We start from the raw sequence: 24,432 nt of genomic DNA on the forward strand, positions 1-24,432 counted from the left end.
TTAATCCCGCCGTGCGGGCGCATAAAGAACGCGACCGCGTAGGTGCCGAAGGAGGCAAGCGTTGCGTGGGGCGATCTGGGTGATCGCCCCACCGATGGGGTTTAGTAGACGCGCTCGCCACCGACCCAGGTCGAGGCCACGGCGACTGCAGCGAGCTCGGGGACCGGGGTGGTGTAGGGATCGCGTGCGAGCACCGCGAAGTCGGCGCGCTTGCCAACCTCGAGGCTGCCCAGCTCGTCCTCGCGACCGAGGGCGCGGGCCGCGGAGATCGTGTGGCCGCGCAGCGCGGTGTCGAGCGAGACCGCGAGATCATCGGAGCCGAGCTGCGTGCCGCGACGGGTGATGCGCGAGACGGCGGCCTGGATGGCCTCCATCGGCCGCGGATCCGCCACCGGGGCGTCCGACGAGATCGTGACCGGCACGCCGGCCCGCTCGAAGTCGCCGAGCGGGTTGAACCGCTCGCCCGGGGTGCCGATAGCCTGCTCGACGCCCTCGCCCCAGTTGAAGTGGTGCTGCGGCTGGTTGACCGGCATGATGCCGGCCTTCGCCATGCGGTCGATCTGTTCGAGCGTGGGCAAGCCGCAGTGCTCGATGCGGTGGCGTGCATCGGAATCGGGGCGATCCGCCAGGGCCGCCTCGATCGCGCCAATGACCATCTCGAGGGCGGTCGGGGACTGCGAGTGCGTGGCGGTCTGCAGGCCGACGCGGTGCGCCTTCTTGATCAGCTCGGTGTAGTCGCCCGGCTCGTGGTAGAGCTGGCCGGTGCGGCAGGGATCGCCGACGTAGCCGTCGGGGAAGTAAGCGGTCCAGCCACCGAGGGTGCCGTCCGAGTAGAACTTAATGCCCGCGAAGCTGAGGTGCTCGTTCCCGAACTGGCCGTGCAGCCCCATCTCGATCGCTTCGTCGAGGAGGTGCGAGAGCAAGTACATGCTGACGCGGACCTTGAGGTCGCCAGACTCGGCGAGGCGCAGGTACATGTCGAACTCGCGGCGGCTCACCTGGGCGTCGCCGATCGTGGTGACGCCGCCGGCGAGGAAGTTCTCCTGGGCTGCGGCGAGCTGCAGTTTGTGCTCAGCCGGCTCGTCCGCGAGGTGGAAGTTGGGGCCGTGGTGGCCGATCTTGACACCCTCCAGGCCCGTGAGGACGTTGCAGGCCGCGTCGGACAGCTCACCCGTCAGCTCGCCGTTTTCGTCGCGGAAGAACTCGCCGCCCTTGGGGTTCGGGGTGTCCTTCGTGACGCCGTGCAGCTCGAAGGTGTACGAGTTCACGACACCGCCGTGTCCCGACGCGTTCATGAGGTAGACCTCGCGGTCCGAGGCGACCTCGTCGAGTTCGAAGCGGTTGGGGTGGCGCTGCTCGGCGAGGTTGCGCTGCTCGTAGCCGTAGCCGCGAATTGGGCGACCTGCGGGCAGCGTCTTCGCGGCTTCCTGGAGCAGCGCGACGATCTCGGGGATCGAGCCAGCCTTCTCGGGGCCGCAATCCACCCAGCTCATCATCTGTCCGAGCATCAGCGGGTGCGCGTGCGCATCGATGAAGCCAGGGACCACGGTGGTGTCGCCCAGATCGACGAGCTCGGGGGTGAGCGCGGAAACCTCGGCCGCTGCGGCGCGGCACTCGGCAACGGAGCCGACGGCTCGGATGCGGTCATCGATGACGAGGAAGGCTTCCGGAGTGGAACCCGCCTCGTCGAGGGTGTGAATCTTGGCGGCGGTGACAATCGTCGGGGCCTGAATGGCCGGGGCCTGGGTAAACGCGAGCTTGCGCACGGGGAGACTCCTTCGTTGTGAATCGATACGAGCGTACTCACGTTCCCGTCGAAAGGAAGACCATGTAGCGCCGTCCGCGGCTTTACAACGTGTTTTTGTCGATCAAAAGGGCCAAAAGGCCCGCATTATTGTGGATCACGTGAGTTGTCCAGATCTTTTGTCAGCCCCCGGGCAGACTCTTCTGCCAGGATAACCCGGTGGAAGCTTTTGATGAAGACCTGATTCGCGCGCTGCAGTTGGATGGCCGAGCACAGTTCTCGGCGCTTGCCGCACAGCTCGGCGTACACCGGACGGTTGTTGCGCAGCGAGTCCACGAGCTCATCGAGAGCGGTGAGATCCGGATCCTCGCAGCGGTGCACCCCCGGGCCGTGGGTTTGCCCGTGCAGGTGAACCTGCAATTTCGCATTACCGGCCCCACATCTCCCGTGTTCGAGCACCTGCTCGGGTTCACGAACGTTGTGTTCCTCTCTGAGATCAGTGGGCAAGCTCAGGGTGTTGTCGAGGTGTGGGCGGCCGACCTCGAAGACGTGAGCCGCTCGGTGCGCGCCATTCAGGCGATCCCCGGGGTGCGCGACGTCCAGTTTTCCCTCTATGACCGGGTGTTGAAGCGGCTCCGATTGGGGGAGGACCCTGATCCGAACCAGCTCTCCTTCGACGAGTTCGACATCGACCTCATGGCGCAGTTGCAGCTTGATGGCCGTCTCACCTTCGGCGAGCTTGCACGGCGCACGGGACGCTCAGCTTCGGCCTGCCGCACCCGCGTGCTGCGGCTCCTCGACTCGGGGGTGATGCGGATCGGCGCGGTCCGCAGCAGACTCAACGCCACAAGCTCGGTGCTCTCCGGCGTCGGCATCGTGCTCTCCGGAGATGCCGAGGGGCTCGCTTCCGCGGAGGAACTTCTGCTCAGCATCCCAACGATCGAGTTCGCGGCCCGCACGCTGGGCCGGTACGGCCTCATTGCGACGATCGCGGCACGCTCAATCGCGGACTACACCGCGATCGTGCGCAGCATTCGAGAGCATCCAAGTGTCACTCACGTCGAAACGTGGATCCACGCCGCGGTGTGGCTCGAACGCTACGAGTGGAGCCTCGACCGATTGGAGCGGCTCCAGCTTGCGGGTACCCCGCTGTTCCCCGGCTGACCCCGGCGGCACCGGCAGGTCTGCTGTCGCCGGCCCGGCCCGGCCAAACCGAGCCAATCTATCTAGCCCGAGGGATATTCCGGGGAATTTCCCTACATCTCGAGAAAATCACTCGATCTCGGTGGGCCCTTGCCTTGCCCTGGGGCCGTCCTACTAAGGTGGTGGGAACACACAGGGTGCCGTTCGCCCGACCTCAGGGGGTGCGTCGTGATCGAGTTTGAACACGTGACAAAGACCTATGCCGGGGGAGCGGAGGCGATCCGAGACTTCTCCTGCACGGTCCCCTCACACCGCACCGTCGCGTTTGTTGGCTCTTCTGGTTCAGGGAAGACGACATTGCTGCGCATGATCAACCGTATGGTGGAGCCCACCTCCGGCCGGGTCCTCATCGATGGCGAGGACGTTCGGGAGCGGAACCCCGTCGAACTGCGGCGCTCGATCGGCTACGTGCTGCAGCATGGTGGCCTCCTCCCGCATCGCACAGTCGTCGACAACATCTGCGCGATCCCCCGGCTCACGGGCACCCCGAAGCGTGAGGCGCGACACGCGGCGATTGCGCTGCTCGAACGGGTGGGGCTCGATCCGGCGCTCGGACAGCGATACCCCGCCCAGCTCTCCGGAGGCCAACAACAGCGCGTCGGTGTCGCACGGGCGCTCGCCGCCGATCCCAACATTCTCCTGATGGATGAGCCGTTCGGAGCCGTTGACCCGATTGTGCGGCGCGAACTCCAGCGTGAATTGCTGCGGCTCCAGGCCGAGCTTGGCAAGACAATCGTGTTTGTCACCCACGACGTCGATGAAGCATTCCTGCTGGGCGACGAGGTCGTGGTGCTGGCCGAGGGCGGCGTCGTCGCTCAACGTGGCACTCCGGAAGAGATCCTGAGTCGCCCCGCGAACGCGTTCGTGCGCGATTTTGTGGGCGCAGACCGCGCGGAACGAAATCTCCGAATTGTTGAGGTTGACGGCCGGCAGCTCGCCGTCGACGACGCGGGCTGTCCCGTGGGGGTGCTCGAGCGGTGAGTTGGCCACTCGCCAACGGACAGCTGATCCTCGCTGCGGCGGTGGATCATCTGCTGCTCAGCCTGCCCGCGATTCTCCTGAGCATCCTCATTGCCGTACCCATCGGTCGGCTCGCGTTCCGCGCCCCGCGGCTGGGCGGCCCGCTTCTCGGGGTCTCGAGTCTGGCCTATGCAATTCCTGCGTTGCCGCTACTGATCCTCATCCCCGCGCTGATCGGGACGCCGCTGCGGTCCTGGCAGACAATGGTCGTGGCGTTGACCGTCTACGGGGTTGCCCTCATGGTGCGAACCTCCTGCGACGCATTCGCGGCGGTGGATCCACAGCTTCGGGACGCGGCGGTCGCCATCGGGCATTCCCCCCGCAGCGTGTTCTGGCGGGTAGAGCTGCCCCTCGCGGTTCCCGTGCTGATTTCAGGAATCCGAGTTGTCGCTGTCTCCACGATCAGTCTCGTCACTATCGGCGCCCTGATCGGAGTGCGGAGCCTCGGAAGCCTCCTCACCGACGGCTTCCAGCGGGGGATCGCCGCAGAGATATGGAGTGGGGTGATCGCGACGGTTGTGCTCGCACTCCTTCTCGATGCGTTGATCCTGCTCCTCGGGCGGGTGCTCACCCCGTGGACGCGCCGCGCGACCGAGGGCGTCGAGCCAGTCTCGCTCACCGGGACGGCGGCCTCATGAATCTCTTTATTGAAGCGTGGGCGTGGCTCACGGACCCCGCGCACTGGGCGGGGCCCGGGGGGATTCCGGTGCGGCTGCTCCAACATCTGGGCGTCACGCTGCTTGCGGTGTTGGCCGCGGGGGTGCTCGCGGTGCCCGCGGGGATCTTGATCGGTCATACCCGACGCGGGGCTGGCCTCATCGGCGGGTTCGCCGGTGCGGCGCGGGCGCTGCCCACGCTCGGGCTCCTCACCCTGCTCGGACTCTGGCTCGGTATCGGGCTCGCCGCGCCGGTGATCGCGCTTATCGTGCTGGCCATCCCCTCACTCCTCGCCGGAGCCTACGCGGGCGTGCAATCGGTGGATCCGGCGGTGCCGGAGGCGGCCCGCGCCATCGGTTTCAGCCCCGCACAGGTCATTATGCGCGCTGAGATTCCCCTTGCCCTGCCCGTGCTTATTGGCGGTGTGCGCGCGGCCACCCTGCAGGTTGTCTCGACGGCGACACTGGCTGCCTACACCGCTGATCTTGGGCTCGGCCGGTACCTGTTTGCCGGGCTGAAGTCGCGTGACTACCCGCAAATGCTCGGGGGTGCCTTGCTTGTCGTGGCGCTCACCGTCGCCTGCGAACTCGTGCTCGCGGCGGCACAGCGGGCCGCCACGTTCCGTACGACCACCGATTGAAAGGACGAACCATGCATCGACGTATCTCACTGTTCTCCACCGCGCTTCTCGCGGGCGCGCTCGTCCTCACCGGATGCGCCACGAGTGATCCCCTCGCCGAGGACAGCGGCGGATCAGGGGCCGCCGGGGAGACAATCGTGATCGGCTCCCAGGACTACTACTCCAACGAGATCATTGCGGAAAGCTACGCGCAGGCTCTCGAAGCGGGTGGCTACACCGTGGACCGTCAGTTCCGGATCGGGCAGCGCGAGGCATACCTGCCGGAGCTCGAAGCGGGCAGCATTGATCTGTTCCCGGAATACACCGGAAACCTGCTGCAGTATTGGACGCCCGAGACCAAGGCCCGGCTCTCGGAGCCTGTATATGAGGAACTGCAGACGACCACCCCGGACGGGCTGCGCGTGCTCGCCCAGTCGCCCGCGACCGACCAGGACGCGTACACAGTCACGCGCGACTTCGCGCAGGAGTGGGATCTGAGCACCATCGCGGATCTCGCGAAGGTCGACGTCCCGCTGACGCTCGGAGCAAACTCTGAGGCGGAAACCCGGCCCTATGGGCCCAGCGGGCTCGAAGAAACCTACGGCATTGGAGGGGTGAAGTTCACCCCGGTCGAGGATGGCGGCGGACCGCTCACGGTGAAGGCGCTGACCGACGGGACGATCCAACTCGCAATCATCTACACCGCTGATCCGAGCGTCGCCGAAAACGAACTCGTCGCGCTTGAGGACACGGAGGGCATTTTTTTGGCCTCCCACGTGGTGCCGCTCGCAAGCGACCGGGTGGATGCGGGAGCCGAGAAGATCGTTGATCGGGTGAGCGCCGCGATGACACCGGACGACCTCCGGGAGATGAATGCTCGCAGTGTGCAGGACGAGCTTCCAGCTTCTCAGATCGCCCAGGAATGGCTCACCGCGAAGAGTCTGATCTAAGGAGACCCATGTCAGTCACATCTTCCGACAATCCGGTTGACCTCGCAATCATCGGATCCGGCTCGGGAAACACCCTCGTTACTCCGTTCTGGGAAGACCGACGTGTGGTCATCGCTGAGTCTGGCGTTTTTGGCGGAACCTGCCTCAACGTCGGCTGTATCCCGACCAAGATGTTTGTGCGACCCGCGTCACTTGCGCGCGCCCCAGAGGAAGCGGCGCGGCTCGGCGTCACCCTCCACACTGAGGCGGTTGACTGGCCGGCGATCCGGGACCGGATATTTGGGCGAATTGACCCGATATCTGCCTCGGGAGAGCGCTACAGGCGCGACGAGCAAGCTCATGTCGAGCTGATCTCGCAGCGAGTACGCCTGGACGGCACCCACGCGATCGTGGCGGAGGACGGCACCCGGGTGGCCGCGCGCCAGCTCGTGATTGCCGCGGGCTCGCGGCCCGTGCTGCCCGAGTTCCCGGGCATTGGCTTGCCCGAGGTGCACACTTCGGAAACGGTGATGCGCTTGGCCGAGCTACCCACGCGCGTCCTCGTCATCGGTGGTGGTGCCATCGCGAGCGAGTTTGCTTCGATCTTCTCGGGGCTGGGATCCGAGGTGATTCAAGTGCACCGGCGCGCACACCTGCTGTCGCACGCGGAGCCGGAGATCGCGGAGCGCTTCACCGAGGCCGCCGGACGGCGCTGGGGCTTGCGCCTCAGTAGCGCGGTCCGCCGGATCGATCCTGCGGACGACGGAGATGGCGTCGTTGTCGAGCTGAAAGCCGCGACGGACGAGGCGAAATCGGCGTCCGGATCCGGCACCGCGAGTGAGCGTGTGCAGGTCGATATCGTCCTCGTCGCGATCGGCCGCCGCCCCAACTCCGATCTCGTGGGTGCCGCGGAAGCGGGGCTTGACCTGCACCCGGATGGTCGTATTGCGGTCGATGCCGAGCAGCGGGTGCTTTCGGGCGGCGCGCCGGTCCCCGGGCTGTACGCCCTCGGGGACGTGTGCACGCCGTTCAAGCTCAAGCACGTTGCGAATCACGAAGCGCGGGTCGTGGCCCACAACCTGGAGCACCCGGACGATCTGCGGGCGGCGCGGCACGAGGCCGTCCCGGAGGCGATCTTCAGTGCCCCCGAAGTTGCGACAGTGGGGGAGACGCAGGCCGAGGCAGCCGCCCGGATCGGGGCGGAGCATGTGACCGCGTTCACCAAGCAGTACGGGGACACGGCCTACGGCTGGGCGCTGGAGGACACGGAAGGGCTCTGCACTGTGGTCGCTGATCGGCGGAACGGTCAGGTGCTTGGCGCGCACATTGTGGGGCATGAGGCGTCCATGCTGATCCAGCTCCCGGTGATGGCGATGAGTTTCGGAATCGATGCCCACACCGTGGCGCGCGGGCAGTATTGGCCGCACCCGTCCCTGATGGAGGTCGTGGAGAACGCTCTGTTGGGGCTTGATGTGCCCCGGGGCGAGCGCCCGCCGCTATGAGTGGCCCGGCGGGAGGATTGGTGCCTGCCTGTCTGCCGGCCTGCCTCACCCGTGCCGTGCCGTGTCGTGCCGTGCCGTGTCGTGCCGTGCCGCCTCCAAACGTAGGCAATTTATCGAGCGCGATGCAAATATCGTGGAAAACGGCTCAAGCTAGATAAAAACCGTCAGTTTGGGTGGGGCAGAGGCAAGGCAAGGCGCGACCGGACCCGACCGGGGAACGCCGGGGAACGCTGGGGCACGCCGGGGAACGCCGGGCCGGGTCCCGCGCGGTGCCCGGCCCCCGAGGCGTAATGTGGGCGCATGGGGACCAGAGCCGAGACCATCGAGTTTCTCACCGACCAGCTCAGCGCACTGCCGAGCCTGCGCACTCGCCGCATGTTCGGGGAGTACGGAGTGTACTGCGACGAAAAGGTCGTTGCCTTCGTGTGCGATGACACTCTGTTCGTGAAGCCGACCGAGGCCGGGCGCGCCTACCTGGAGACCCCGGAGGAGGCACCCGCCTACCCGGGGTCCAAGCTCTACTTCAAGGTCGACGGCGACCGCTGGGAGGACCGCGACTGGCTGGTAGGCCTCATCGACTGCACCGCGGCGGAGCTCCCCGTGCCGAAGCCGAAGCCCGCGCGCAAGCCGAAGACGTGAGTGCCGGGTGCGATAGGCGCCCGTGGGCGATGCCCAGCGCGCGCCCAAACCGACGATGTTTCGCGAGACCGAGCCTTTTTCCGCGGAAAGCGGCATAGTTCGGATAATTTGCCTCGGGGAGGGCGAGCCTGGCGAGCCGGGCGGACGGGCGAGCCGGGCGGACGGGCGGGCCGGACGGGCGGGCCGGGCGAGTCGGACTAGCCGCGGGCGCGCAGCGCCGGGAACACGAAATCAGTGTTCAGCGGCGCCATATCCGTGCGGGCTGCGGCGGGATCGATCCACTCGATCCGTTCGATCTCGGCCTGCGCCTCGGCGGACTCAGCGCCCGGCACGAGCGGATGCTCGAACACCGCGGCCTCGACGACAAAGCCCGGCTCGTTCGCGGCCGTGGCACGGAATACTCCGAGATCCTGGAGCTGCGCCGGATCCAGCGCCAGCCCGAGCTCCTCGGACACCTCACGCACCGCGGTGGCGCGGGCATCCTCGCCCGCCTCCGGCTTGCCGCCCGGCAGCATGAAGCTCGCGGTACCGCGCTTGCGCACGTTCAGTACGAGCCCCTCGGCGTTGCGCATCACCACAGCGCTCACCCGAATCACGCGGGGCTCCGGGGAGTGCGCGGCAGACAGTGCGGATGAGATGTTTGGATCGGTGCTCACCCGTCGAGTGTAACGTCGCCAGGCACCGGACTATCCCTCCGCCGCGGCGTATCCGGGTGCCGCGGGCAGGCCGAAAAATTCTTCGAGTGTGGCGACCCCTGTGCGCTGCATCTCCTGCGCGAGTTCCGGCCCCACATAGCGGAAGTGCCAGGGTTCCGGGGTGAAACCGGTCACCGTCTCTTTGCCAGCAGGGTAGCGCACCACAAAACCGTGCGCGGCGGCGTGCTCGCCGAGCCAAGCCCCGGCGGGGGTTTCCCCGAAGCAGGCGGAAAGGTAGCAGTCCCCGAAGTCGTCGAGATCGATGACGAGCCCGGTCTGATGCTCGGAGTGCCCGGGCCGAGCCGAGTAGGTGTCTGCCGCGTCCTGCCCGTCGCGCTCCACGTAGCGGCCGTAGAGCGAGACCTGCGTTGCGTAGTCCCGGTAGGCGCTGATAATGCGCACAGTGTGGCCCGCTTCAGCGGCGGCCCCGATAAGTGCCTCCGCGGCGCGCGCTGCGGGCTCCCGCAGAGGCTGCGCGAACTCGTTCTCCACATCCACTGGCATATCGAGGTCGCTCGGTGCCCAGTCCGCGGGGGAGAGCGGGCGTAGCTTGTTGCTCACCACCCAGATCGACGCGGGATCATCCAGGGAGTGTGCCGCACGATCGAACTCGGGTTCCGCTGGCGTCGGGGTGGGCGCGGCTTCCGGAGTGGGCGCGGGGGTGGCGCTCGCAGCAGGGGTGGGTGCAGGGGCGTCGGGCTCTGGTGCGCAGGCTGCGAGCCTGCCCACGAGCGTGACGGCGAGCCCGCAGGCCAACACGAATGAGCTGCGGAATCGAGGACGTGACATGCTGTCAGCCTACGGCCTCACGCCCGGTTCGGGCGGGGCAGGACCGGTTAGGCTGGCCGCATGACCGACGCACCTGGCCCCCGGCGCCGCCTGTCCCGCCACACGCGCCTGACGATCACGATCTGCGCGACCGCGTTGCTGCTCGCTGGGGCGGGGACGGCGCTGGCGTTGTGGCTGCCGGAGAATGCCGCGCAGGATCCGGCAGCGACCGCGAGCCCAGCATCCACACCGACGCCCGAAGCGACGAAGCCCCCCACTCCGACGCCCACGGACAGCGCCCCGAAGCCTGTGCGCGTGATCGCGATGGGGGACATGCTGCCGCACGACTCGGTGAACGCGAACGCGGTGGCCGCGGACGGCAGCGTGAGCTTTGCCCCGTTCTTCGCGGGCATCCAGTCGCAGCTCGACGCCGCCGACGTGACGTTCTGCAACCAGGAGGTGCCGAGCGCCGGCGTCGATTTCGGGATCAGCGGGTATCCGACGTTCAACACGTATACCGAGTTTGCGCGGGATCTTCACGAGGGTGTCGGCTGCGACCTGGTGAACACGGCAACGAACCACACTGCCGACAAGGGTGTTGCCGGGATCGCGGCGACGCGGGATGTGTGGGACGGACTGAAACCGGCCGCCGTCGCGGGCGCGAACCGCTCCGCGGAGGAGCAGCGCACGGTGCCGATCTTCGAGCAGGATGGCATGAAGATCGCCTTCGTCGCGTTTGCGGAGTACTCGAACGCGCCGATCGACGGGGTCTCGCTGAACATGATGGGCGACACCGCTCTCGTGACAGAGCTGATGACGCAGGCGCGCGCGAACGCCGACGTGGTGATCGTGTCCGCGCACTGGGGCACGGAGGATTCGCACGAGGTGAACGATGCCCAGCGGGCGTTCACGCAGCAGGTGGCGGATCTGGGTGCCGACGTGGTGATCGGGACTGGCCCGCACGTGCTGCAGCCGGTCAGCTGGGTGGATCGCGCGGACGGCGGCCGTACCCTCGTCTGGTATTCGATCGGCAACATGCTGAACACACAGCTTGAGCTGGATCAGCGCACGGGCGTGATCGCCGGCTTTGAGCTTGCCCGCGACGACGCGGGAACCGTGCAGGTCACGAACCCCACGGCGCTGCTGACCTATATGCACTACGACTGGAGCGCCGAGCAGGAAGCCGCAAATGACTTGATGGCGCGCAACACCCTGTCCATCACGCCGCTTGCTGCGTCGGACGAGCTGCTGCAGCGCACCCGCTTCGGGGTGACGGCGATGGATCAGGTGGCGGCGTCGATGGCGATCCTCGGTCCCGATGTGACGGTGACCGTGGAATAGCGCGGGCGGGCTACGCCTCCGCGCCGGTGTCGGCGGCAAGCGTGCCGTAGGCGTCGGCCGCAAGCCGATCCCCGATCACTGGGAATTCGCGCCGCACCGCGGTGGCAAGCGCAGGATCTACCTCAACCACGAGGACCTCCTCTGTGTCGCCGCACTCTGCGAGTACGCGGCCCGCGGGGTCCACGATCCGGCTGTGCCCGCCGAGTTCGACGCCGCCCTGTGCACCGCAGGCGTTGACGGCGACAACCCACACCTGGTGCTCGATCGCGCGCGCCTGGGTGAGCACCCGCCAGTGTTCCCGTCGCGCGGCGGGCCACGCGGCGGGGACGATCACGGCCTCGGCGCCGCGGGCGCTCATCTCCTGCCAGAGGCCGGGGAAGCGCAAGTCATAGCAGGTCGTGCTTGCCGTCGCCCCGAGCGGGCTGTGGACGACGCTCAGCGTCGATCCAGCGGTCAACAGTTCCGCCTCGAGCGACTGATACCCAAAGACGTGGATCTTCCGGTACGTCTGGGCGATCAGACCGTCTGCGCCCACGAGCACCGCGGTGTTGTGGAGTGTGCCCTCGGGGCTGCGTTCCACGATGCTGCCGAGGTGGATCGCCGCCCCCAGATCCCGGGCGAGGCGGCGGATCATCGTCACCGTGGGGCCGTCGAGTGTCTCCGCGAGTTCGTCGTAGCGCTCGAACGCGAAGTAGCCAGCGCTCCACAGCTCCGGCAACACGTACAGGTCTGCGCCGGGGTGCTGGCGAATCAAGGACTCGACGCGGTTGATGCGCGCCTCCCGGGACTCGTGCTCAGGACTTGCGACCTGGACGAGGGCGATCCGGCGGGCAGCGGAGGGAGACAGGGCGGCGGTCATGTCCCCACCATACCCACGGCGAAGCGGGGGTTCCACGGGAAAGTGGGGCAGAATGGCACCATGAGCATCGACACCGCTGAACTGCCTGAGCCCGAGGGGCCCGAGGATCGGCCTGCACCGGCCGGGAACCCCGGGTGGCTCAGCCAGGACGAGCTCGATTTTGTGCGCGGACGCCTGCCGATCCTGTACGTCGAAGCGGTGCCGGTGCGGCTCGACGGGCTCGGCCAGGTGACCGAGGTCGGCCTGCTCCTGCGCAGCACGCCAGAGGGGCGTATGACTCGGGCGTTCGTGTCGGGTCGGGTGCGCTTTGGCGAACCCCTGCGCGAGGCCCTGTTCCGCCATTTGGAGGACGATCTCGGGCCGATGGCGTTCCCCCAGATGCCGATCGAGCTGCGCCCGGTGCAGGTGGCGGAGTACTTCCCGATGCCCGGAATCTCTGCGTTTGTGGACGAACGTCAGCATGCGGTGTCGCTTGTGTATGTGGTCCCGGTGACCGGGACCTGCAACCCGCGCCAGGATGCGCTCGAGGTGACGTGGATGTCGCCCGAGGAAGCGCTCTCTCCTGACACCCTCGACGAGTTCATCGGTGGGCGTGGCACGCTCCTGCGGCAGGCCCTCGCCGGCGTCGGTTGCTAGCTCAGCCGAGGCCGCGCCACACAGGCCTGAGCTAACGCCGCTGCCAGCTGATTGCGTGGCGGGCTGAGTAGCCGCGGGAGCACTTCCCGCAGGAACTCGATCGTGTCGGTGCCCGGAAGCGGTAGTGCTCGTGTCCGGCAGGGCAGCGCCCGATCCAGGGAGCGCTCTCGTGCGCGATCTCGCCGGTGTGGGTGCGGCCGCCCACGTAGCCAAGCTCGGTCGCGACGCGTTTCCACACGGGGCCGTGCCCGGCGGCAGATCCGGCAACTGCGTGCGCGACCTCGTGGAGCAGTACCTGATGGATCTCGTCGTCATCGAACTTTTCGGCAAGGTAGCGAGACACCGTGATCCGGTGGTCCGTGTAGTTACACAGCCCGGCACGTCGCTTCGCCCGGTCGAAGCCGAAGCTCCACACAGTGGGATCGAGGTGGAGCCGGATCAGGGCGTCCGCCCACACGCGTACCCTGGCGAGATCAGCCACGCTCGAAAAGCTCCCTGGCGGGTGCGGGGGAGTCGACTGCGGTCGCGTCGGTGACGGCCCGGGAGCCGCGCGTGAGCTCGGCGAACTCGCGCCCCACGAGCATGCGCGCGGGGTGCGGCCCGCCCGCGAGCAGCCGCGGCAGCCAGTCGAGCGACTCCAGGTCGTCGTCTGAGGCGACAAACACGACGTTCCCGAAGCGCCGCCCCTTGATCACCTGCGGCTCAGCAATCGCGGCGACCGAGGTAAAGAGGTGATCGAGCGTTGCGGCCTGGCCGCGCACAAACGGCAGGCCGGCGCCGTCGGCAGCGTTGACCACCACAAGGCCCCCCGGAGCGAGCAGCGGTCGGATGAGCTCGTAAAACTCGACGCTGGAAACATGAGCCGGTGTTTGTGCCCCGGCGAAGATGTCGACAACGACGAGATCCATGGCGCCGCGCATTCCCTCCGGCAGCTTGCCGAGCACCGCCCGAGCGTCGCCACGTCGCACGCGGATGCTGGCGCGCTTGGGCAGCGGTGCTGCGGCTCGCACGAGGTCGACGAGGTCTCCCTCGAGTTCCACGATCTGCTGTCGGCTGCCGGGCCGGGTGGCCTCGACGTAGCGGGGGAGGGTGAAGGCCCCGCCGCCGAGGTGCAGCGCGGAGATCGGCTGTCCGGGGGTGCGGAAGAGGTCGATCACGTGCCCGATCCGGCGGATGTACTCGAAAAAGAGCTCGCTCGGATCGCTGAGGTGCACGTGCGATTGCGGGGTGCCATCCACGAGGAGTTGGATGGCGCCTGGCACCCAGCGGTCGATCTCGAACTCGGCGGTCAGGCCGGAGCTGAGCGTAATCGGGTCGGGAAGGTTCACGCCCGCGCCTTAGCCGCGTGCCAGACCGAGCTCGTCGATCTTGCGCTGCAGGTCCGAGTTTGACGGTTCGACCTGGTGGCTCTGGTCCGGGTAGAGGATCACCGGGATGTTGGTGCGGCCGCTAATGTCTTTAGCGACGTCCGCGGCCGCCGGATCCTGCACGAGATCGACGTAGCGGTAGTTCACGCCGGCGCGATCAAACACAAGTTTCGCGCGGCGGCAATCACCGCACCAGTCCGCACCGAACATGACAGTCTCTGCAGCTGGGGTGGCCGAGGCCTGGGCCGGCTCGGAGGGCGTGGGATCTGTCGTTTCGGTCATGCCGTCATGATACGCCGCGGGCCGGGGTGCCGGATCCCGCTCTCGGCGAACTGTGGATATCTCGGAACCAGAATCGTCGTGACAGAATCGCGACGGACGCGCCGAGGAGTGCGCCGGCCGTCACGTCGGTAGCCCAGTGGACGTGGAGGGCGGTGCGACTCCACATCATGAAGAGCAGCCAGGCAATCGCGATGGCCCACGCCCAGCGCGCGGCGGCGCGGGGGAGCTCGTCGGTCGCGGACACGACGAGCGCGAGCGATATGACCAGAGCGGCGGCACCGAGCGAGTGGCCAGACGGGAAGGAACTCCCGGACGACGAGTAGAGCTGATCCCAGGGCCGGGGGCGCAGCACAACGGCCTTGAGGAGTTCGGAAAGCCCGACGCCGAGGACCATTGCGGTGGCGACGGCAGCCGCGTCCCGGGGACGACGCAGCGCGAGCAGCAGCGCAATGGCGATGGCGGCGCAGGCGGCCGCCCCGAAGCCGCCGCCGATCTCCGCTCCGAACACGGCCACGGCGAAGGGGGCAGACCCCCGGGTGAGCCCGGCGACCCCGTGCCACCATTCGTCGGGCCCGAGCGCCCCGATCGGACCAGGCAGGACAAACCGCATCAGGAGTCCGGCCGCGACCACGAGCAGGACGCCCGCGACGGCCCAGGGAGTCGCCGCGCGAACGCGCGCCGCGGTGCGCTTGCTGGGGGAAACGATCTGAGTCATTCGCCCACGATAGTGGGGGTCCCCTCCGAAGCCTCGGGGAGCTGAGTCACGTCAGTGCTCAGCGACCGCCGAATCGGACGACAACCGGGCGAAACGCGGGAGACGCCTGGAGTAGCGCTTCCGGCCACTCGGGCAGCATCTGGGCGAGGTGCATCACGGCCTCGATCCCGTTCTTTGTGCGTTCCCAGTGCAGCGCATCCCCGCCGGGCATGCCACCGGCGAGCCGCATGCGTACCTGGGCCTCGAACGCTGCTCGGTAGAAATCGTTGGACAGGAGGCTGCCACACTGCACCAGGCTGAGCCCGCCAGCAATTTCGTCGCGTGAAAATCTGCGCCGGATCGTGCGCGCGACGGCGTCGGCGAGTTCCTCGGCCTGCGACTTCACGATGTTCTGTGCATCGAGGTCCCCAAGTTCTGCGGCGGCGCAGGTGGCCGCGGCGAACCGGGCGATGTCTGCCTTGAGCCGATGGTCGGCGACCGCGAGTGCCCGGAACCGGGCGATGATCTCGGGCTCGTCGCCCTCCAGGAGGCCATACACCTCGCAGAAGCGGCTGAGGAGGACGGTATTCTCGCCGCTTTCGAGATCTCGGGCCACCTGCCGGATCGCATGGAGTCCCACCCAGAATCCGGCCCCGTTGTCGGCTGCCACCCAGTCGTTCCCGCCCGATTGGAAGAGTTCGCCGCCGCGGTCACGCACGAGAACGTTGGAGCCGGTCCCCGCGATGACCGCTCCGTCGGCGTCGTAGCCCCACAGGAGGGACGCTGTGTCATTGCAGGCGCCGACCGCGTGCAGGTTCCCCGAGAGGTAGCCGGGGAGTGCCTCGTGAATGGCCTCTTGCAGGTGGAGTCGAGTGGGGGCTGCGAAGCCTGCGGCGCCGATGAAGACGTAGACCGGCATGTCCGGCACGTCATGCTGCTGCCAGTAGTTCTCGATGGGGGCGAAAATACGGTGCAGTGTGGGCACGTACTCTGCGCGTGCGAGCACCCCGGACAGGCTTGCTGCGACTTCGAATCTGCGGCTCACCCAGTCGGTCCCGGGAGCGGCGACCGCCACGTTGGTGCGTGTGCCACCGGTGTCGATTGAAATGAACACTGCACTCATACGAACTCCACATACTTCCCGGTAATGACGATGGTGCCCGAATCATGCAGTGCGTTGAGCACCGATTCGACTTCGGGGCGTGGGTGGCCCGCCGCTGCACAGCCGCTGAAGAGGCTGGGGAGGGATGTCTTGCCAGACACGTCGAGGCGACGCCGGATCTCGGAGAGGAGGTGTTCAGGCGTGAGAGCTGTCCCGGTGGCCGAGGTGGCTCGGGTCGGGGCGGCAGAGGAGTACACGCTTTCTCGGACGCGCTGCACGGTTTGCTGCAGCTCGTGTTGGCCGGCACGCTGTTGCGCCTCTAGCTCGGCAATGTAGTCGCGCAGTGCGGCATTGCTCTCGCGCGTCGCTGCGTTCTGCCGTCGTGCCTCCTTCGTGGCGCGGCGTTCGAAGAAGAATCCGGTGGTGAGGCCGGTGGCGAGCCCGAGAATGAGGCCCGCCAGGTTCGTGAGGTTGAAGAGTTCGGTGAGCACGGGATCCTTCCTGGTGATGTGGCGCCTGCGCCCAGTGCGCGTGCCTCATGGGTGACTCATCGCAAACCCATGTATTTTTCTGGCTTCATCATAGACCTGAAGGAAGAAAAAGAGAGTGACTTCTGCGCTGGACAGCACGCGATAGCAGTGGTAGAGTCGACAGTTGCACTACGGACACTTGTGTGCCCGCAAATAGCGGTGGGCCCCGGGAGCTGGCGTGAAAACGCAGATGAGCCTCGAAGTCGTGTTTCGGTAGCTACGCACACTCTCGCAAGACCAGGTCAACCGGCCCGACGGGGCCCACGGAGGTAGTTTCCTTGGCTGCTGCGCGCAACGCATCGTCATCCACCCAACCGAAGAACGGTCGCGATCATCAGCGGCTTTCCTTCGCCAAAATTTCCGACACACTGTCGGTGCCGAATCTGCTGGCACTGCAGCTTGAGAGCTTCGATTGGCTCGTCGGCAACGATGTCTGGAAGGAGCGCGTCGTCGAGGCTCAGGCCGCGGGACGCGACGACATCGCACTGAAGAGCGGTCTGGAGGAGATCTTCGACGAGATCTCCCCGATCGAGGACAACGCTGGCACCATGCAGCTGTCCTTCGAGAACCCGATTCTCGACGAGCAGAAGTTCACCATCGAGGAGTGCAAGGAGCGCGGCAAGACGTACGCGGCTCCGCTGTACGTCGAGGCGGCGTTCTACAACACCGAGACGCAGGTGCTGAAGAGCCAGACGGTCTACATGGGCGATTTCCCCATCATGACCGACAAGGGCACCTTCATCATCAACGGCACCGAGCGTGTCATCGTGTCGCAGCTCGTGCGTAGCCCGGGCGTCTACTTCGACCGCACGCAGGAGAAGACCTCCGATAAGGACGTCTTCACCGCACGCGTGATCCCGAGCCGCGGTGCATGGCTCGAGTTCGAGGTCGACAAGCGCGACCAGGTCGGCGTTCGTATCGACCGCAAGCGTAAGCAGTCGGTCACGGTCTTCCTGAAGGCCCTCGGCATGACCAGCGAGGAAATCCTCGAGGAGTTCGCCGGCTACGAGTCGATCGCACTCACCCTGGAGAAGGATGCAATCCTCACCCAGGAAGAAGCGCTCAAGGACATCTACCGGAAGCAGCGTCCGGGCGAGCAGGTGGCCATCGAAGCCGCACGTGCGCTCCTCGACAACAGCTACTTCAACGATAAGCGCTACGACCTCGCAAAGGTGGGTCGCTACAAGATCAACCGCAAGCTCGGCATCGACGCGCCCATCACCGACTCGGTGCTCTCGCTCGAGGACATCGTCTCGACGATCAAGTACCTCGTGGGCCTGCACGCCGGCACCGAGAAGCTCCCCGGCGTCCGCGACGGCGAGATCATCGACATCCGCCTGGACACCGACGATATCGATCACTTCGGCAACCGTCGTATCCGCGCCGTGGGTGAGCTCATTCAGAACCAGGTCCGCACGGGCCTGAGCCGGATGGAGCGCGTGGTCCGCGAGCGCATGACGACGCAGGACATCGAGGCGATCACGCCGAACACCCTGATCAACACGCGTCCCGTGCTGGCCGCGATCAAGGAGTTCTTCGGAACCTCGCAGCTGTCGCAGTTCATGGATCAGAACAACCCGCTCGCGGGCCTGACCAACAAGCGCCGTCTGTCTGCGCTCGGCCCGGGCGGTCTGTCCCGTGACCGCGCAGGCGTCGAGGTGCGAGACGTTCACCCCTCGCACTACGGCCGCATGTGCCCTATTGAGACCCCGGAAGGCCCGAACATTGGTCTGATCGGTGCCCTCGCAACCTTCGCGCGCATCAATGCGTTCGGCTTCATCGAGACGCCGTACCGCCGGGTGCTGCAGGGCAAGGTCACCGACGAGGTCAACTACCTGACCGCGCACGAAGAGGACGAGTACCTCATCGCACAGGCCGGGGCTCCGCTGACCAAGGACGGCAAGTTCTCCGAGAAGCAGGTGCTTGCGCGCCCCCGTGGCTCTGAGGTTGTTCTCGTCGACGCTGAGCGCGTTGACTACATGGACGTTTCGCCGCGCCAGATGGTGTCGGTCGCGACCTCGCTGATCCCGTTCCTCGAGCACGACGATGCCAACCGCGCCCTCATGGGTGCCAACATGCAGCGTCAGGCTGTGCCGCTCGTCCGCTCCGAGTCGCCCGTCGTGGGCACCGGTATGGAGGGCTACGCAGCCATCGACGCGGGCGACGTTGTCACCGCAGCGAAGGCTGGCGTGATCGCTGACGTTTCGGCTGACGTCGTCACCATCCAGGAGGATGAGGGCGGCACGAAGAGCTACTTCATGCGCAAGTTCGACCGCTCGAACCAGGGCACGAACTACAACCACCGCGTCATCGTGAAGGCTGGCGACCGCATCGAGGCCGGCGAGGTCATCGCCGACGGCCCCGCGACGGAGAACGGCGAGCTCGCGCTCGGCAAGAACCTCCTCGTGGCGTTCATGTCTTGGGAGGGTCACAACTTCGAGGACGCGATCATCCTGAGCCAGAACCTGGTGAAGGACGACACGCTCTCCTCGATCCACATCGAGGAATACGACATCGATGCTCGTGACACCAAGCTCGGCAAGGAAGAGATCACCCGTGACCTCCCCAACGCCAGCATGGAGGCGCTGAAGGATCTCGACGAGCGCGGCATCATCCGCATCGGCGCTGAAGTTTCGCCCGGCGACATCCTCGTGGGGAAGGTCACGCCGAAGGGTGAGACCGAGCTTTCCGCTGAGGAGCGCCTGCTGCGCGCGATCTTCAACGAGAAGAGCCGCGAGGTGCGCGACACGTCCCTGAAGGTGCCCCACGGCGTCTCGGGTACGGTCACGTCCGTCAAGGTCTTCGACGCAGAGAACGACAACGATGACGAGCTGGGCTCGGGCGTCAACCAGCGCGTCGTGGTCTACATCGCTCAGAAGCGTAAGATCACCGAGGGTGACAAGCTCGCCGGCCGTCACGGCAACAAGGGTGTCATCTCGAAGATCCTGCCCGTCGAGGACATGCCGTTCCTCGCGGACGGTACGCCGGTTGACGTGATCCTGAACCCGCTGGGTATTCCGGGTCGAATGAACTTCGGTCAGGTCCTTGAGGTGCACCTCGGCTGGATCGCGAAGCAGGGCTGGAAGGTCGACGGCTCCCCGGAGTGGGCTGCGAAGCTCTCGCAGCAGGCACTCGAGGCTGCCCCGAACACCAAGGTTGCGACCCCCGTGTTCGACGGCGCATCCGAGGCCGAGATCGCCGGTCTGCTGGACTCCACCCTGGAGACTCGCGATGGCGAGCGCCTCATCGACTCAAGCGGCAAGACCCGCCTGTTCGACGGTCGTTCCGGTGAGCCCTACCCGTACCCGGTTGCGGTCGGCTACATGTACATCCTGAAGCTGCACCACCTTGTCGACGACAAGATCCACGCGCGTTCGACCGGTCCGTACTCCATGATCACGCAGCAGCCGCTGGGTGGTAAGGCACAGTTCGGCGGACAGCGCTTCGGTGAGATGGAAGTGTGGGCGCTCGAGGCCTACGGTGCGGCATACGCGCTGCAGGAGCTCCTCACGGTGAAGTCGGATGACATCCTTGGCCGCGTCAAGGTCTACGAGGCGATTGTCCGTGGCGAGAACATTCCGGAGCCGGGCGTGCCCGAGTCGTTCCGCGTTCTCCTCAAGGAGATGCAGTCGCTCTGCCTGAACGTCGAGGTGCTCGGTGCAGACGGCAATGCCGTCAGCCTGCGCGACAACGACGACGAGGCCCACCGCACGGCAGAAGAGCTGGGGATTAACCTCTCCAGCCGCTTCGAGACGTCGTCGATCGACGACATCTAAGCCGCCCCAGACGTATAGTTACCAAGGAGAACATTTTGCTCGAGGGTACGAGTTTCAATGAGCTGCAGATCCGTCTGGCGACCGCTGACGACATCCGTAGCTGGTCATTCGGCGAGGTCAAGAAGCCGGAGACAATTAACTACCGCACGCTGAAGCCGGAGAAGGACGGTCTGTTCGGTGAGCAGATCTTCGGTCCGAGCCGCGACTGGGAGTGCGCGTGTGGCAAGTACAAGCGCGTCCGTTACAAGGGCATCGTCTGCGAGCGGTGTGGTGTCGAGGTCACGAAGTCCTCGGTGCGCCGTGAGCGCATGGGCCACATTGAGCTTGCCGCGCCGGTCACCCACATCTGGTACTTCAAGGGTGTCCCGTCGCGCCTGGGTTACCTGCTCGATATGGCACCGAAGGACCTCGAAAAGGTCATCTACTTCGCTGCCTACATGATCATCGACATCGATGACGAGGGCCGCCACGAGGATCTCGCTGAGCTGGAAGCCGAGCTGCGGCTCGAGCTCAAGGCGCTCGAGGACCAGCGTGACATCCAGATCGCACAGCGCCAGCAGCAGGCCGAGACCGACCTGGCTGCGCTTGAAGCCGAAGGAGCGAAGGCCGATCAGCGCCGCCGCGCCGAGGCTTCGGCCGAGAAGGAAATGACCGCGATCCGCAAGGGCTTCGACGACGACATCGCTCGTCTGCAGCGTGTGTGGGAGGACTTCCGCAACCTGAAGGTCGGCGACCTCAAGCCCGAGGACGCAGTCTTTGCGGACCTCATGGACCGCTACGGCGATTACTTCGAGGCCTACATGGGCGCCGAGGCGATCAAGAAGCGCCTGGAAGCCTTCGATCTGGAGGCGGAAGCGGAGACGCTGCACCTGCAGATCTCCGAGGGCAAGGGTCAGAAGAAGATCCGTGCGATCAAGCGCCTGAAGGTCGTCAGCGCCTTCCTGCAGACCGGTGCAAGCCCGGCCGCAATGGTGCTCGACGTTGTTCCGGTGATCCCGCCGGAGCTGCGCCCGATGGTGCAGCTCGATGGTGGCCGCTTCGCGACCTCGGATCTCAACGATCTGTACCGCCGCGTGATCAACCGCAACAACCGCCTCCGCCGCCTGCTGGATCTCGGTGCTCCCGAGATCATCGTGAACAACGAGAAGCGCATGCTCCAGGAAGCCGTTGACGCCCTGTTCGACAACGGTCGTCGTGGCCGCCCCGTCACGGGCACCGGCAACCGCGCACTGAAGTCCCTGAGCGACATGCTCAAGGGCAAGCAGGGTCGTTTCCGTCAGAACCTGCTCGGCAAGCGCGTCGACTACTCGGGCCGTTCGGTCATCGTTGTTGGCCCGCAGCTGAAGCTGCACCAGTGTGGCCTGCCGAAGCAGATGGCGCTCGAGCTGTTCAAGCCGTTTGTGATCAAGCGCCTGATGGATCTGTCACACGCGCAGAACGTGAAGGCCGCAAAGCGCATGGTTGAGCGCGCACGCTCCGAGGTCTGGGACGTGCTCGAGGAGATCATCCGCGAGCGTCCGGTGCTGCTCAACCGCGCACCGACCCTGCACCGCCTCGGCATCCAGGCGTTCGAGCCGCAGCTTGTTGAGGGCAAGGCGATCCAGCTGCACCCGCTCGTGTGTGCTGCGTTCAACGCCGACTTCGATGGCGACCAGATGGCAGTTCACCTGCCGCTGTCGGTCGAGGCTCAGGCTGAGGCACGCGTGCTGATGCTCGCCTCGAACAACATCCTGAAGCCCTCGGACGGCCGCCCGGTCACCCTGCCCTCGCAGGATATGATCATCGGTCTGCACCACCTCACCACCATCAAGCCGGATTCCGTCGGCACCGGCCGTGCATTCGGTTCGGTTGCTGAAGCGATCCTCGCGATGGACGAGGGCACGCTGGACCTCGGTGCGAAGGCTCGGATCCGTCTGACCGGCTACACCGATGCGCAGGGTGTCACCCACGACAAGCCCGTGCTCGTCGAGACCTCCCTCGGCCGCGCCCTCTTCAACGAGGCGCTGCCCGCGGACTACGTGTACTTCGAGGCGGTTGCCGACAAGAACTCGTTGTCCGGCCTGGTCAACGACCTCGCAGAGCGGTACCCGAAGGTGGAGGTCGCTGCCACGCTCGACCGCATCAAGGACGCCGGTTTCTACTGGGCCTCGCGCTCGGGCGTCACCGTCGCACTCTCCGATATCGTGACCCCGGCCAACAAGAGCGAGATCATCGCGGAGCACGAGAAGCGCGCCGCGAAGGTTCAGCGCGACTACGACCGCGGCATGATCCAGAACAGCGAGCGTCACAAGGCGCTCGTCGAGATCTGGACCGAGGCAACCGACGAGGTCGCCGCCGCCATGCGCGATCAGTTCCCCGTCGACAACACCATCTTCCGGATGGTGTCCTCGGGTGCTCGTGGTAACTGGCTGCAGATCCGGAACATCGCCGGTATGCGTGGCCTGGTGTCGAACCCGAAGGGCGAGATTATCCCTCGCCCGATCATCAACTCGTACCGCGAGGGCCTGTCGGTGGCGGAGTACTTCATCGCGACCCACGGTGCGCGTAAGGGTCTGGCCGATACGGCACTGCGTACCGCCGACTCCGGGTACCTGACCCGTCGTCTGGTGGATGTGTCGCAGGACGTCATCATCCGCGAAGAGGACTGTGGCACCCGCCGTGGCCTTGACCTCCCGATCGCTGCTCCGGACGCCAACGGCGTGCTTGTGGGCGACGAGAACGTTGAGAACTCGGTCTACGCCCGGACGCTCGCCGCTGACGCGGTGGCCCCGGACGGCACCGTCGTGGCTTCGGCCGGTGAGGACGTCGGCGACGTGCTCATCGAGAAGCTCGTTGCGGGTGGCGTCATCGAGATCAAGGTGCGCTCGGTCCTGACGTGCGAGTCGGCAGTTGGCGTCTGCGCCACCTGCTACGGCCGCTCGCTCGCGACCGGTCAGCGCGTCGACATCGGCGAGGCCGTCGGCATCATCGCGGCACAGTCGATTGGTGAGCCCGGTACCCAGCTGACGATGCGTACCTTCCACACCGGTGGTTCCGCGTCGGCTGACGACATCACGCAGGGTCTGCCCCGCGTGCAGGAGCTCTTCGAAGCACGTACCCCGAAGGGTGCGTCCCCGATCGCCGAGGCCGCAGGCCGCGTCATGATCGAGGACACCGAGAAGAGCCGTCGTATTCTCCTCATGCCGGACGACGGCACCGAAGAGAAGGCGTACCCGGTCCTGAAGCGTGCCACCCTGCTCGTCGCAGACGGAGATCACGTTGAGCTCGGCCAGCCGTTCCTCGCGGGAACGCTCGACCCGAAGGACATCCTCCAGGTCGGCTCCACCGAGAACGGCAAGCACATCCCCGGTGAGCGTGCCGTGCAGAAGTACCTCGTTGAGGGCGTGCAGGGTGTGTACCGCTCGCAGGGTGTGCCGATCCACGATAAGCACATTGAGGTCATCGTTCGTCAGATGCTCCGCAAGGTGACCGTCGTTGATCACGGCGAGACCGAGCTGCTCCCGGGTGAGCTCGTCGACCGGGCGCGTTACCAGCGCATCAACCGTGAGGCGATCCTCGAGACGAAGCGTGCGGCAACGGCCCGCCCCGAGGTCATGGGTATTACCAAGGCCTCGCTGGCAACCGAGTCGTGGCTGTCGGCGGCCTCCTTCCAGGAGACCACCCGCGTGCTCACGCAGGCTGCGATGGAGGGATCACGCGATCCGCTCATCGGCCTCAAGGAGAACGTCATCATCGGTAAGCTCATCCCGGCTGGCACGGGTCTGAGCACCTACCGCGACGTCACCGTGGAGGCGACCGAGGAAGCAAAGGCGGAGCGGTACCCGAACCGTCTGTTCGCGACCGAGGGCACCTTCGACGAGAACGATCTCTCGTTCGTGGACTTCGACAGCTTCACCGCTGACGAGTTCAACCCCGGGAACTACAGCTAGGGTCTCGGCCCGGCTCCGTCCCGGAGCCTGACGCGGGCGCTCGCACTTCGGTGCGGGCGCCCGCTTCTGCGTTGTCCGGGACAAGAACGGCGGTATTTGGCCGAATCCGGGCGCGTAGGCCCGACAAATCCCGGGCAAGG

Annotated in this window: 21 protein-coding genes; 11 read left to right on the forward strand and 10 right to left on the reverse strand. The window is 66.3% G+C overall.

What is annotated here, in order from left to right:
- Positions 1–101 precede the first annotated feature (101 nt).
- On the reverse strand, positions 102–1,766 hold the full coding sequence (locus FM113_RS03605; RefSeq protein ID WP_087011612.1) for an amidohydrolase: 1,665 nt from the start codon (positions 1,764–1,766) through the stop codon (positions 102–104).
- A gap of 197 nt (positions 1,767–1,963) precedes the next feature.
- Here FM113_RS03605 and FM113_RS03610 point away from each other — a divergent pair, with 197 nt between their 5' ends.
- The 7 genes from FM113_RS03610 (at position 1,964) to FM113_RS03640 (ending at position 8,313) form a co-directional block, all read left to right on the forward strand.
- On the forward strand, positions 1,964–2,908 hold the full coding sequence (locus FM113_RS03610) for an Lrp/AsnC family transcriptional regulator (RefSeq protein ID WP_087011614.1): 945 nt from the start codon (positions 1,964–1,966) through the stop codon (positions 2,906–2,908).
- Positions 2,909–3,115: 207 nt separating this feature from the next.
- Positions 3,116–3,928, forward strand: coding sequence for an ABC transporter ATP-binding protein (locus FM113_RS03615; protein ID WP_087011616.1), 813 nt, complete (start codon positions 3,116–3,118; stop codon positions 3,926–3,928).
- Entirely contained in the window at positions 3,925–4,605 is a 681-nt protein-coding gene (locus tag FM113_RS03620) for an ABC transporter permease (RefSeq protein ID WP_087011618.1), read from the forward strand. Before FM113_RS03615 ends, FM113_RS03620 begins: the two co-directional genes overlap by 4 nt.
- Complete coding sequence (locus FM113_RS03625; protein WP_087011620.1) at positions 4,602–5,264, forward strand: ABC transporter permease; 663 nt, start codon at positions 4,602–4,604, stop codon at positions 5,262–5,264. The genes FM113_RS03620 and FM113_RS03625 overlap by 4 nt, the downstream gene beginning before the upstream one ends.
- Before the next feature lie 11 nt (positions 5,265–5,275).
- Positions 5,276–6,193 (forward strand): ABC transporter substrate-binding protein, encoded by a 918-nt coding sequence (locus FM113_RS03630; RefSeq protein ID WP_087011622.1) that lies wholly within the window; start codon positions 5,276–5,278, stop codon positions 6,191–6,193.
- Positions 6,194–6,201: 8 nt separating this feature from the next.
- The gene (locus FM113_RS03635; protein WP_087011624.1) at positions 6,202–7,674 is read left to right on the forward strand and encodes a mycothione reductase; all 1,473 of its coding nucleotides are present in this window, start codon (positions 6,202–6,204) and stop codon (positions 7,672–7,674) included.
- A gap of 300 nt (positions 7,675–7,974) precedes the next feature.
- Positions 7,975–8,313, forward strand: coding sequence for a TfoX/Sxy family protein (locus tag FM113_RS03640; RefSeq protein ID WP_087011626.1), 339 nt, complete (start codon positions 7,975–7,977; stop codon positions 8,311–8,313).
- Positions 8,314–8,510: 197 nt separating this feature from the next.
- Here FM113_RS03640 and FM113_RS03645 read toward each other — a convergent pair whose 3' ends face one another.
- Complete coding sequence (locus FM113_RS03645) at positions 8,511–8,969, reverse strand: NUDIX domain-containing protein (RefSeq protein ID WP_254908853.1); 459 nt, start codon at positions 8,967–8,969, stop codon at positions 8,511–8,513.
- Positions 8,970–8,999: 30 nt separating this feature from the next.
- The gene (locus FM113_RS03650; protein ID WP_087011628.1) at positions 9,000–9,797 is read right to left on the reverse strand and encodes a M15 family metallopeptidase; all 798 of its coding nucleotides are present in this window, start codon (positions 9,795–9,797) and stop codon (positions 9,000–9,002) included.
- A gap of 60 nt (positions 9,798–9,857) precedes the next feature.
- Between FM113_RS03650 and FM113_RS03655 the strand changes: the two genes are divergently transcribed.
- Positions 9,858–11,117: a CapA family protein gene (locus FM113_RS03655; protein ID WP_087011630.1), complete on the forward strand. Its 1,260-nt coding sequence runs from the start codon at positions 9,858–9,860 to the stop codon at positions 11,115–11,117.
- Positions 11,118–11,127: 10 nt separating this feature from the next.
- Here FM113_RS03655 and FM113_RS03660 read toward each other — a convergent pair whose 3' ends face one another.
- Positions 11,128–11,976: a carbon-nitrogen family hydrolase gene (locus FM113_RS03660; RefSeq protein ID WP_087011632.1), complete on the reverse strand. Its 849-nt coding sequence runs from the start codon at positions 11,974–11,976 to the stop codon at positions 11,128–11,130.
- 60 nt (positions 11,977–12,036) lie between these two features.
- Here FM113_RS03660 and FM113_RS03665 point away from each other — a divergent pair, with 60 nt between their 5' ends.
- Positions 12,037–12,612 (forward strand): NUDIX hydrolase family protein, encoded by a 576-nt coding sequence (locus tag FM113_RS03665; RefSeq protein ID WP_087011634.1) that lies wholly within the window; start codon positions 12,037–12,039, stop codon positions 12,610–12,612.
- A gap of 31 nt (positions 12,613–12,643) precedes the next feature.
- Here FM113_RS03665 and FM113_RS03670 read toward each other — a convergent pair whose 3' ends face one another.
- From FM113_RS03670 to FM113_RS03695, 6 genes are read right to left on the reverse strand one after another with little or no spacing between them, the layout of a single operon-like run.
- Positions 12,644–13,093, reverse strand: a complete 450-nt coding sequence (locus FM113_RS03670) for a SprT-like domain-containing protein (protein ID WP_087011636.1) — start codon at positions 13,091–13,093, stop codon at positions 12,644–12,646.
- Entirely contained in the window at positions 13,086–13,940 is an 855-nt protein-coding gene (locus FM113_RS03675) for a spermidine synthase (protein WP_087011638.1), read from the reverse strand. Before FM113_RS03675 ends, FM113_RS03670 begins: the two co-directional genes overlap by 8 nt.
- A 9-nt stretch (positions 13,941–13,949) precedes the next feature.
- The gene (locus FM113_RS03680; RefSeq protein ID WP_087011640.1) at positions 13,950–14,261 is read right to left on the reverse strand and encodes a glutaredoxin domain-containing protein; all 312 of its coding nucleotides are present in this window, start codon (positions 14,259–14,261) and stop codon (positions 13,950–13,952) included.
- A 4-nt stretch (positions 14,262–14,265) separates the two neighbouring features.
- Positions 14,266–14,976: a phosphatase PAP2 family protein gene (locus FM113_RS03685; protein WP_087011642.1), complete on the reverse strand. Its 711-nt coding sequence runs from the start codon at positions 14,974–14,976 to the stop codon at positions 14,266–14,268.
- 58 nt (positions 14,977–15,034) lie between these two features.
- Positions 15,035–16,078, reverse strand: coding sequence for a BadF/BadG/BcrA/BcrD ATPase family protein (locus FM113_RS03690; protein WP_087011645.1), 1,044 nt, complete (start codon positions 16,076–16,078; stop codon positions 15,035–15,037).
- Positions 16,075–16,548, reverse strand: coding sequence for a hypothetical protein (locus tag FM113_RS03695; protein WP_087011647.1), 474 nt, complete (start codon positions 16,546–16,548; stop codon positions 16,075–16,077). The genes FM113_RS03690 and FM113_RS03695 overlap by 4 nt, the downstream gene beginning before the upstream one ends.
- A gap of 317 nt (positions 16,549–16,865) precedes the next feature.
- Between FM113_RS03695 and FM113_RS03700 the strand changes: the two genes are divergently transcribed.
- The gene (locus FM113_RS03700) at positions 16,866–20,363 is read left to right on the forward strand and encodes a DNA-directed RNA polymerase subunit beta (protein ID WP_087011649.1); all 3,498 of its coding nucleotides are present in this window, start codon (positions 16,866–16,868) and stop codon (positions 20,361–20,363) included.
- A 35-nt stretch (positions 20,364–20,398) separates the two neighbouring features.
- Positions 20,399–24,292 carry a DNA-directed RNA polymerase subunit beta' gene (locus FM113_RS03705; protein WP_087011651.1) on the forward strand — a complete coding sequence of 1,298 codons (3,894 nt, stop codon included), beginning with the start codon at positions 20,399–20,401 and terminating at the stop codon, positions 24,290–24,292.
- The last annotated feature ends 140 nt before the right edge of the window (positions 24,293–24,432 follow it).

Source organism: Leucobacter sp. 7(1) (assembly GCF_900163635.1).
GTDB lineage: Bacteria > Actinomycetota > Actinomycetes > Actinomycetales > Microbacteriaceae > Leucobacter.